The sequence below is a fragment of the Bacteroidales bacterium genome (genome assembly GCA_018334875.1).
GTDB lineage: Bacteria > Bacteroidota > Bacteroidia > Bacteroidales > UBA12077 > JAGXLC01.
Genome location: JAGXLC010000165.1, coordinates 1 through 8,951, shown reverse-complemented (window position 1 = coordinate 8,951; position 8,951 = coordinate 1). Strand labels below are relative to the sequence as shown.

The window sequence follows — 8,951 nt, the reverse complement described above, 5'->3', positions numbered from 1 at the left end:
CTTAGTCGCTGTCGGAGACAGGAATAATTCAAGAATTATTCGGGCTAAAATTCAAAGTACAAAATTTGGAATTGTAATCCATGCCTTATTAATTTTAACAAATTCAAATTTTAACTGAAGTCCTATGAAACCCTATGTGTTAAGAATTTTATGTTTTTTGATGATCGGTGTATTTTTCTGGAGTTGTGGTTCAGATGAAGAAAAGCTTCGTATACTCACCTGTGGGATTCGGCATGAATCCAATACTTTTAGTACTTTTCGGACTACCGGAGAAGATTTTACAGTACAGGAAGGCACGGAAGTTCTTGAGGATAAACAATGGGCCCGGTATCTGCAAAAACAGGATGTTGAGATCATTCCCGCGTTACATGCCTATGCCTGGCCCAGTGGAGTTGTTAAGAAGGAAACCTTTGATCGGTATAAGAACAAGATACTCACAAAAGCCCGGGAAGCAGGAGAGATAGATGGTGTATTTCTGGATATGCACGGTGCTTTACATGTAGAGGGTTATGAAGATGCTCAGGTAGATTTTATAAGGGAACTTCGTGAAGTCGTTGGCAATGAACCGGTTTTTTCGGGGAGTTTCGATCTGCACGGCAATGTTACTTCTGAGTTTATAGAACATCTGGATCTTCTTACGGCCTATCGTACAGCACCTCACCGGGATGGCCCGGAAACCGATCTCCGGGCGGTTCAACTGCTTGTTGAAATGCTTCGTGAAGGTTATAATCCTCAGATCGTACAAATTAGGGTGCCCATATTGATTCCCGGGGAAAAAGGCATCACCGAAACTGAACCGCTTAAGTCTTTGTATGGTAGCCTGCCGAAAATATCTCAACAAGAAGGATTGCTGGACGCCTCCGTTTTTGTTGGTTATGCATGGGCGGATCTTCCACGGTCAGCAATGCGTGTAGATGTTGTGGCCCGGAACGAAGAATTTGTTGATAAAGCCAGGGAGGAATCGGAACGTTTGGCCAAACGCTTATGGGAGGTGCGCAGGGAGCTGGAGTTCGATGTTCCGGTAGCACCTATTGATGAAGCCATACAACAGGCGTTAGATGCTTCTGAAGAAACTGTATACATTACCGATTCAGGTGATAATACCACTGCCGGCGCAGCAGGAGATAATACTTTGGTATTGGAGCGATTGCTGGAGCACGGTGTGGAAGATGCCGTTGTTGCTGGAATTGTGGATCCTTCCGCGGTGAAAGCATGTGAAGAGGCAGGAGTAGGTGAGCAAGTGAATATGACAATCGGCGGTAAAATGGATACCATTTTTGGTCAGTCATTGGATATCCGGGGAACTGTGAAGCATGTTACCTCCACTGAAGAAGATACCAGGAGAAGGCCTGCTGTAGTAGAGGTTGACGGCATTCAGGTAGTATTGCTGAATGTGAGGCGGTCATTCACCAGTCCTGAAGATTTCAGGGAAGTAGGAATAGATCCGCTCGGACATAAAATTGTGGTAGTGAAGCTCGGGTATTTGTATCCCAAACTTCGGGATATTGCGCCTAAAACCATAATGGCTTTGACTCCGGGCTTTTGTTATCAGGTGATAACCGAATTGCCCTATGAAAATATCCGGCGTCCGATGTATCCGCTTGACCCTGACATGAACTGGAGCCCTTAATACCGGCTGGTGGCTCACTCCAAAATTTCTATACAACATTCTGTATTCATCGAGAGGCTGCCATTGGCGTGTTGAATTCTTGCGGGTATTACATACAGTCCGGGTTGAATGTCCTCCGCAGTGTTTAAAGTAAGGTTCAGTTCTTTCTCTTGTAAAGGCTCAACAGATATTGATTCACTTCCTGATTTCAGATCAAAGCCTTCCGGTAAGGACATATCCAGGTTAAAACGTTCCTTTTCCTCAGCGTGATTCATAACTCTGAGGGTTACCTCAAATTTTTCTCCGGGCTTTTTCTTTACTTGATAGGGATACAATCTGGCCCATCGGGGGTCAATACCAAAATTCACGTTTTTCCAGGGGAACAGAGCACTGAGTATCTCCCTGCGGCGGTTGAGTTTGGCGGTCATGACATCGATTTGTTCATTGCTGAACCAAAATGGGAGTTGGATGTGCTGGTTGATCAGAAAATAAGGGGACTCTTTCTTGTTCATATCCTTCAGGATTTGCAGGCATTTGTAGTACCCGGTACCCTTATGAAGCAGATTTCTGTTTTGGGTGCTGTAATCGTCAAGACCGGTGGGAGAAAAGGCATCTCCTATAAAAAAGATGTCTGTATTCTCATTTTTCTTACTTACGCGCATGGCCCCGTGATATAGAGTCTGGCCCGGGAAATCATAGAATTTCATTTTGAATTCATGCCATTGCATGGTCTCCCGGTCACTGACGTAGTTAATCCCCTGAATGGGTTTGATCCCAGTATACGGCATGTTAAAGGCCCCGGGCTGTTCCAGTATTTCCTTTAATATTTCATTGGCATACACTTCGCATCCGAATCGTTCAACCAGCTCATTGACGCGGTTTACATGATCCCCGTGGTAATGGGTAATAAACACCCCCTCCAAATCAGTGAGCTTTCCCTCCCGCATCATATTTTCGATCTTTTTGATGACCTCATTATTGCCGCAATCAATCAAAAATCCGCTGCCTTTATCGGACATGATGAGCCGGCTTACAGGGAATGATTTTATCCAGGAAGGGGGCTCATTTATTAGCTTTTCAGCGAAGAAGCTGGTGTCCTCCTCAGATAATGATATACGTGCATTGTCTGTCAGTTTATCCAGATCTTCCCCAAAATACCATCGGGTGGAGCTGATGGCCAAATAGTTTTTGTAAAGTTCCTGCAATTGTTCAATCAGGGAAGCTATAGCCTTTCGGGGCTCATACATTGGATTTCCACGCGAAGGTATGATGACGTCCGGATTTTCTGCCAGTATTTTTTCCAGGCTGCTAATCAGCTGTCCCAGCCTTCCCAAATACCCGTGGTATCTTCCGAGACTTGTACTTTCAACAGCAGACTGCAGATTATAAATGTCCGCTATCTGCCCTTTGTCATAGATCAAATCTCCCACAAATGCATACTTTCTGCCATCAATGTTAACGATATAGGAAACTGCATCTTCTGCATAACCGGGAGTGTCCAATACCTTAATGTTAAGTCCCTGCCAGCTTATCTGATCGTCGCCCCGCACTTTTTCAGCAACCTCCATGCTTTTTATCGCCCGGTTGGTCATCATTCCCCCGAAGTAGCCTTCGCGTTTCTCAATATAAGTTTTCCAGAACCGGTCGGGCTGCTCTATATTGCCGGCTTCACCGGCAGGAGCCACCGTACGGGCACCGTTTACCACCAGCTTTCTTCCCGTCTCGATCAGTTCTCTATGATTATGGGTGAACAGCACATAATCGGTTTTCTCAGATTCTCCGGAAGGGTCGCCGTATACAACCAGCCTGTTACCATTTTTGCTTATCTGAACACCATTCACATGCCCCTTCATGATGGAAACATGGTCGGAGATTTCCTGCCAGGGATCAGTACAGCCGGATAGCAGGAATGTTAATGGCAGGAGTAAGACAGAAAATCGTTCTATTGCAGACAGTAATGATTTCCTGCTTATTTTTATCTGGATTGTGGCTCTTTTATAATTCATCCCTATATTGATTATTAAAATATTGAATCATTGGAATTTGTTTAGGATTTAAGATTTAGAATTTAGGATTTACTGTGAGATCGCTACGCTAAGTTCCAGCTTATCTGGGTTAGGGTAAGATCTCCGCTTTTTCAAAGGCAGCAATCAGTTCGCTTTTGGTTTCGCTTGTTTTAATAAAGCGGCGTTTACCGGCTGGTAATGTAACAGATGCCTTCTTATCACCATCTATAATGGATATTTCTTTTCCCATGCCTTCCAACAGGGTGATGTTTTGAGGGCTTATAGGCAGTTTTATTTTTTTATTGCCCGATATGTGCCAGTAAACCGCATAAACATCACCGTTTCGCCGAAATGTAAAAGCCCGCACTTCCCTGCTGCCATTGGCCACATCCATGATCCGGTTATAGGGTACCAGCTCGAATGTATCCTGCTCGTTGATCAACAAAGTATGCTCCTGGTTCAGGTTTTGCAGTTCCTCTTTCTGCTCTTCTGTCAGCCAATCCTTTTCCCTTACTTGTTCCCAGCGTCTCAATACTTCCAGATTGTCAGAAGTTCTGGGATGGCCATCGAACCGTTCCAGACTGGACTGGATGGAAACGGGACAGTCCCATGCTGCCGCCCGGCTGGTTACATATTCGAGCATGTCGGGCTGGGTACCCACTGTATTTTCTCCGGGAACCCAATATCCGAGCCAGCCGAAATTCAGTCCCGTAAAATTTTCCTTCATCATGGGTGCCTCGGCAGCAGGATGTTTGCGGGTCATCTCCTTGATGACCTCCGGCCGGAAGGTGTCAAAAGCATTGGCCCGGCTCAGCATGTGCCAGCTAAAATGTGACTTTGCTGCCCCTTCGGCAAATATGGGTTCCGGTTGTAATTGCTTATAGACCTCCCATTGAGCCTTCGAACAAGTAAACCAATAGGGCGGATGGACATCTTCGGCTCCGTCGAAATATACAAATTGAAACCCTGCTTTCTGGTATATTTCAGCTATTTTTTCAGCTACTTCTTCCTGTATGTCTGTACTTTGATTAAATCGGACAAATTTCGGCCAACTGTCTACATCCAGTAAGCCAAATTTATGTTTCAATGGATGGGCCTCAGCAGTGGTATTGAGCGCTCCCCGGCTGCACCCTGTGAACTTGTAGGGTGGGGTAGTGGTATAGTCTGAATAGGAAATCAGCTCATTCCCGATCTGTAATATACGGCGGCCGTCAGCCAAGGTCGTTCCTTCAGGATTTTCTTCCGTAAAGATGGTCGTATCCTGCCTGCCCACCGGAGAATAAAGGGTAAAATGACGGCGGATATTTAACCGGTGATCTGGCTTCGGCGTAACATACGGATCGCTTTTCCCGGCTTTGTTATAATGGAAGTGAAGTCCGGGAGTCAACCCTGCCTCCCTGATCTTGTTCACCACCTTTTGCAGATCCTCCATGCCATTGGGATATTCTTCATGCCAGGGAAAATGACCCGGACTTTCTGAAAAGGCGGTATAATATACCATGAAAGTCTGGAAACCTGCCTGGTGTGCATAATCAATATGCTGATCCACGTTGCCGGGATGCACATTGCCTGACCAGTAGTAAGAGGCATTATACTGTTCATTCCTTCGGTTCTTTACTCCCCGGGGTAAGTTGTAATCCTCCTCTACACGGGCAATATGGTCCAGAAGTTGTCCGGTAGGAGAAGTAATTAAGGCAGCCCCTACACCTTCTTTTTTGACTTCGCTGACCATATCGGCTTTTAAAATGCGGAATCCTTCGCGTTCTTCCGAATCAATCCGTGCGTAATGATCCGTAGCCAGGAGGTTGATTGCCATTTGGTCGTCCCATGCTACATTCAGCCAATCTCCAAAATGACTTCGGTTGCGTACCGGAAGCTGAAGGAAGCACATCTCATCAACCTGCGGGGGATTGTTACCGTTCTCTGAAACAAAATTTTCTATGCGGAACTGGATATATTGAGAAGTGATGTTTAAATCAATTACGGCTTCAAAATCCACAAGTTTAAAACTGACAATCAGTTTATCTCCTTCCCTGCGAACCGAATCTGCCGCAAATTCAGTCTCCTTAAAAGGATAGGCCAATCTGATTTCATTTGTATAAGGGTGATACTGGGTTACTGAAAATGCAGGCAGATTTTGGTCTATCACCAGGCACTCCTCGTTGGTGGGCTTATGGATCAAACTTTTCACGATTCCGTCATTTGTAATAATCAGCCTGGTCTGTTCATTCTCAATGACAATTTCATTTGTTACGGAATCCGTGTTGCAGCCAACCACAAAAACAGTCGAAGTAATGATCAATATAAGAAATAGTTTTTTCATAGGCCCTATAGTATGGGATTTCTAATATCATTTAATCTATTGCTCTCCCATGAGCGGATAGATCTCCGATTCGGTCCGTGCCTGCTCCATCAGTTTTTTGGCTTTTTCCGCCAATTCCGGGTACTGTCCTGAAACATCGCAGCGTTCAGAGATATCGTTTCTCAGGTTAAAAAGCATGACCGGTGCATCCGGGTTGTTTTTTAGGTTCAGCCGGAGGGCCTTCCATTTTAGCGGTACTCTGCTGTTGCCGCCGAATCTGATGGCTTGCATCCCGGAAAACTCCCAATATAAGTAATCATGAAGTTGTTGCTTTTTATTTTGGAGAAGGGGTAGGAAGGAAATGCCGTCGATATCGGATGGGGGTTCAACTCCAGCCAGTTCTGCAGCGGTAGGAAGGAAATCCCAGAATGCGAAGGGTTCCCTTTGCATGGTGTTGGCCGGGATCTTTTCTGGCCATTTTACAATAAGGGGTACGCGGATGCCTCCCTCAAACAATTCAAACTTTAATCCGCGCAATGGACCGTTGGCATTAAAGAAACGGGGGTTCTGCCCACCTGCGTAGCAAGGTCCGTTGTCGCTGGTGAAAAAGACAATGGTATTCTCTTCAATGTCAAGCTGTGAAAGCAGGTCCATGATCCGGCCCACATCTCTGTCCATTCTGGTGATCATACCGGCCCGGGTAGCATTGGGTTCAGGCTGCGGGGCATAACCATGTCCGTACTGATGATCTGCATTGGGTTTATAGGCCTCTTCCGGGAACTTTCCCAGGTAATCATCTTTCGATTCATCAGGAACCAGTATTTCTGCATGCGGAATGGTGTAGGGAAGATAAAGAAAGAAGGGATTGTCTTTTTGATGTTCATCTTTTATGAATTCGAGGGCTTTTTCGGTGAACAGGTCGTGGCTGTATACCTGCCTTCCGCCGTTTTTGTTTTTGGGTATTTCCACTTGTTTCCCGTTGTGCCACAATACCTCCGGGTAGTAATAATGGGCAGCTCTATGGGTGTCGTATCCGAAAAATTCATCGAATCCAACTGGTTTGGCATCTTGCCCGAATCCCCATTTCCCGAACATGCCCGTGGTGTACCCGGCTTTCCTGAGAATATTGGCAACAGAGGTATCCTCATAGATCCGCTCATAGCTGGCATTGCCCCTTACTTTGGCATGGCCTGTATGTTTGCCGGTCATCAGAGCACATCTGGCAGGTGCGGAAACCGTACTGCCTGCGTAAAAATTGGTGAATCGCATCCCCTCTTCCGCCATCTCGTCCAGTTGTGGCGTATTGATCTTTTCCTGCCCGTAGCACCCAAGATCACCATAGCCCAGATCGTCGGCCATGATGAATATGATGTTGGGCCTCCGCGCATCTTCAGAATAATTTTTCGATTCCGGCTCACTTGCCTGCAGGCTGAAGCCGTTCATCAGAAAAAAGGAAGAGATCAGTGAAAATGAAAGGTATTTGCCTGGAATGACCGGAGAAAAGATTGTATGCGATAAAGATTCTTCTGAGCTGGAGACTTTTTTGTACATGAGCTGGTGGTTATGTTTGGTTAAAGATAAGCATTGTTGATTGTTTAATTTTAATCTGAGGGATTATTCCCCTTGATATTTGTTATATTCTCCACTTATAACCTCTTTTACCGCTTCCAGGTGTTCAAATCCATACTTCATATCTGGTAAAAGATAACTTCCTTCCACCCATTCATTCCAGGAAAAAATGGTTATTAGATTGGGTTGCTCGGGACGCTCATCACAATACGCTTTTGTTTTCTGAAGAAAAGTGGCAAAGCTTTCCGGGGATTTGTTATAATGCACCACATCCTGTTTCCCTTTTTCAGGAAACCGGGGAGTATCGTCCCATCCGATAGAAGCATTGGGGAAGTAAGGTATGTTAAGCGCTGAAGCCCATTGATCCCGCCGTTCCATCGATTCTTCACCCCACTGAATGTAATCTTCCGGATGCGGGCCTCCCCAATTATATTTTGTAATGCTGTTGGCCCCAAGCGTTTCGATATTTTGAATCTGGTTCTTGTTGGGGGTGCCGAAGCCAATCAACTGAAGGTGTAGACCCGGAAAACCGGCTTTTTGAACTTCTTCCCTGAAATAATCGAGGGCAGCTTTTGTCTTCTCCGGATTGCCAAAACTTTTTATCAGGTTATGCATGCTGAATACTGAAAATACAGGTTTGTCATCAATTGTATAATAGTTGGGTCGCTTAAAATATTGATTGATCACCCTTTCAACTATTATTTTAAAGTTTTCCATATCAACTGCTCCTTCCCAGAGTAACGAGGTGTCGTCTTTATATTTATGGACATTCCAATAATTCCTTCTTACATCATGATTGGCCCACATCAGATAAAATTTCATCTCCTCATTGTTATCCGCCTTCAGAAAGCCGTTATTGAGTGAGCTTTCCAAAAAAGGGCCACCATCAAACCAGTACCAGTCAAAAATAAAAACATTCACCCCATGATCGGTAGCAGCATCAATCCATTTTTCCATAACCTCCGGATCATCATCCATCTCATAGCCCCACAAGGGCGCTTTGGGTTGATAATGACCATCAAATCTGGGAGTTCCCTTTTTTATCACTTCCCATTCCCCGATTCCTTCGGGCCACAACATATCGCCAAAACGTTCGTCATGGTGGCATGAAGGCCAGATATAAGCGGCAACATCATAATCCTGGTTTAAATTCTCATCCTTTCCTTTTTGACTTTCTTTTTGCACACAGGAAATTAAGATAATCACTGTCAATATACCCGTTGCCACATAAAATCCCGGCTTAATCTTAAAATTGTATGTTTTCATAATCATTGATTTTTATACTAGCATGATCAGACGTTCTGATTTAGACGTTTCACAGTAGTTACATGTTTATTTCATTACAGCATCATATACTTGCACTTTCTTCCAGAGGTGCTGGTATTCATCAATGAATTCCTGATGAATGGGATGTTCCTGGTAGATGTCATGGCTTTCCTTATCCTCAAAAAACACCATATAAGAA

6 protein-coding genes are annotated in these 8,951 nt (G+C 44.9%); 1 reads left to right on the top strand and 5 read right to left on the bottom strand.

All coding sequences use genetic code 11. The annotated features are described in order from the left end of the window. The first annotated feature begins 124 nt into the window (after nucleotides 1–124). Nucleotides 125–1,630, top strand: coding sequence for a M81 family metallopeptidase (locus KGY70_12920; GenBank protein MBS3776088.1), 1,506 nt, complete (start codon nucleotides 125–127; stop codon nucleotides 1,628–1,630). A 14-nt stretch (nucleotides 1,631–1,644) separates the two neighbouring features. Here the strand turns inward: KGY70_12920 and KGY70_12915 are convergent, their stop codons facing one another. The 5 genes from KGY70_12915 to KGY70_12895 form a co-directional block, all read right to left on the bottom strand. Beyond that, complete coding sequence (locus tag KGY70_12915; protein ID MBS3776087.1) at nucleotides 1,645–3,615, bottom strand: MBL fold metallo-hydrolase; 1,971 nt, start codon at nucleotides 3,613–3,615, stop codon at nucleotides 1,645–1,647. 109 nt (nucleotides 3,616–3,724) lie between these two features. Beyond that, nucleotides 3,725–5,938: a hypothetical protein gene (locus KGY70_12910; GenBank protein ID MBS3776086.1), complete on the bottom strand. Its 2,214-nt coding sequence runs from the start codon at nucleotides 5,936–5,938 to the stop codon at nucleotides 3,725–3,727. 36 nt (nucleotides 5,939–5,974) lie between these two features. Then, complete coding sequence (locus KGY70_12905; protein MBS3776085.1) at nucleotides 5,975–7,468, bottom strand: arylsulfatase; 1,494 nt, start codon at nucleotides 7,466–7,468, stop codon at nucleotides 5,975–5,977. Between the two features lie 63 nt (nucleotides 7,469–7,531). Further along, the gene (locus KGY70_12900; protein ID MBS3776084.1) at nucleotides 7,532–8,752 is read right to left on the bottom strand and encodes a glycoside hydrolase family 99-like domain-containing protein; all 1,221 of its coding nucleotides are present in this window, start codon (nucleotides 8,750–8,752) and stop codon (nucleotides 7,532–7,534) included. 66 nt (nucleotides 8,753–8,818) lie between these two features. Continuing rightward, a partial coding sequence (locus KGY70_12895) for a Dabb family protein (GenBank protein MBS3776083.1) occupies nucleotides 8,819–8,951 on the bottom strand: 133 nt, incomplete at its 5' end.